Origin of the sequence: Mycobacterium sp. E1715, assembly GCF_001667625.1 — a bacterium.
GTDB lineage: Bacteria > Actinomycetota > Actinomycetes > Mycobacteriales > Mycobacteriaceae > Mycobacterium.
In genome coordinates this window covers 1-2,021 of sequence record NZ_LZJJ01000115.1, presented here as the reverse complement: position 1 = coordinate 2,021, position 2,021 = coordinate 1, and the positions used below count along the sequence as shown (strand labels likewise).

Annotated in this window: 3 protein-coding genes; 2 read left to right on the top strand and 1 reads right to left on the bottom strand. The window is 62.7% G+C overall.

The genetic code is table 11. From position 1 onward, the window contains the following. Window positions 1–184, bottom strand: a 184-nt coding sequence (locus A9X03_RS29070; RefSeq protein ID WP_197696023.1) for an SRPBCC family protein, incomplete at its 3' end; no start/stop codon positions are given. Between the two features lie 217 nt (window positions 185–401). Between A9X03_RS29070 and A9X03_RS06075 the strand changes: the two genes are divergently transcribed. Both A9X03_RS06075 and A9X03_RS06070 read left to right on the top strand, forming a co-directional pair. Continuing rightward, the gene (locus tag A9X03_RS06075; RefSeq protein WP_067755539.1) at window positions 402–1,277 is read left to right on the top strand and encodes an enoyl-CoA hydratase; all 876 of its coding nucleotides are present in this window, start codon (window positions 402–404) and stop codon (window positions 1,275–1,277) included. Continuing rightward, the coding region (locus A9X03_RS06070; RefSeq protein WP_156734797.1) for a 2-keto-4-pentenoate hydratase at window positions 1,249–2,021 on the top strand (773 nt) is incomplete at its 3' end. The genes A9X03_RS06075 and A9X03_RS06070, both read left to right, overlap by 29 nt.

Here is a 2,021-nt window from a genome sequence, read left to right as displayed (position 1 = left end):
TCAAGCCGCTCATGGTGATTCGACGTATAGCCCCGGTACGGGAGTTGGCCGTTCCGGGGTACTCCCAGACCGCGGCCCGCACACCGCCTAGCCACTCAGGCCACCGCGTGACATCAGTGAGCAGGTCGTAAACGATCTGCGCTGGCGCGGCACATGTCCGCTCAAAGCGCAACGAGAAGCGCATAGCGTTGACGCTACGCGGAAACGGCGCATGTACCGGATCGGTAATCCCGACAGTCGGGATGCGCTGAGTAACGAGGCGGCGCCGCACGGATTGCCGGCACGCATCCCACCAGCTGTGATCGAGATGACTCCCAGTGTATGGAAACCGACTACTGCCTGCGGGTCGACTGCGCTGATGATGGTCAGAACCGGAATGCGTGATGACGGAAGGCATCAACATGGACACGCCAGATGTAGACGAAGTGGTCACCTATGCAGTGACCTCCGGAGTCGCTGTGGTCACCATGAACCGTCCGCGTTACCGCAATGCGCAGAACTCGGCGATGACCTACGCCCTGGATGCAGCGTTTAGGCGCGCAGTGGACGATGACGACATCAAGGTGATCGTGTTGGCGGGTGCCGGCGAGCACTTCAGCGCCGGTCACGATATCGGCACCCCCGAACGTGACCACAACGTGCGCTATGAGAATCGGGCGGTGTTGTGGTGGGACCACGTCGACAAGCCAGGCGGCGACCAACGTTTTGCGCGGGAGACAGAGGTCTATCTTGGGATGTGCCGAAGGTGGCGCGAAATCCCGAAGCCCACTATCGCGATGGTGCAAGGCGCGTGTGTGGCCGGTGGTCTGATGCTTGCCTGGGCCTGTGACCTGATCGTGGCCGCCGATGATGCCTTCTTCAGCGATCCCGTTGTGCGCATGGGCATTCCGGGCGTCGAATATTTCGCACACCCTTGGGTGCTCGGACCCCGGTTTGCCAAGGAGATCTTGTACACAGGTGAGAGGTTCAGCGCGCAGCGTGCCTACGAAATCGGTATGGTCAATCGAGTCGTCGCACGGCCGCAGCTACGCGATGAAACCTTCGGCCTTGCAACGCGTATCGCGGCGATGCCCCAATTCGGTCTCGCACTGGCCAAGCGGGCGGTCAACCACTGCGAAGACCACATGGGATTACGCAATGGCATGGACGCCGTCTTCGGTCTTCACCACTTCGCACATGCCCATAACGCCGAGATCGGGACCGGCCCACTCGGCGGGATGGACGCCAAGGCAATGACTTCACCTGCAAATGCTGAGGGAACCAATTCTCGTGCTTAGCAGGGAATTACACCACCAGCTAGCTGTCCAGTTGGCGCAGGCTGGGCGGAGCCGCTCACCGATCGCTCCGCTGACCGCTGTTCATCCGGAGATCGACGTCGTCGATGCCTATGAGATCCAGCTGATCAACATCCGGCAGCGGGTGGCCGAGGGGGCTCGGGTGCTGGGCCATAAGGTTGGCCTGTCGTCGAAGGCGATCCAGCAGATGATGGGGGTCGACGAGCCGGACTACGGGCATTTGCTCGACGAGATGCAATTGTTCGAAGACACCCCGGTTAAGGCGAGCCGTTACCTGTGGCCGCGGGTCGAGGTGGAGGTCGGGTTCATCCTGAATGCGGACCTGCCGGGAGCCGACTGCACGGAGGACGACGTGCTGGCGGCCACCGAGGCGCTGGTGCCGTCGATCGAGTTGATCGACACCCGGATCACCGACTGGAAGATCGAGTTGTGCGACACGATCGCCGACAACGCGTCGTCGGCGGGTTTCGTGCTGGGCAAGGCGCGCGTCTCCCCGGGCGACGTCGACATCAAAGGGATCGATGCGGTGCTCAGCTGCAACGGTGAGGTCGTCGCCAAGGGCCGCACCGACGCGGTGCTGGGCAACCCCCTTACCGCGGTGGCCTGGCTGGCCCGCAAGGTGGAGGGCTTCGGCGTGCGGTTGCGCAAGGGCGACTTGGTACTTCCGGGCTCGTGTATGCGCGCGATCGACGCGCACGCCGGCGACGATTTTGTGGCCGACTTCAC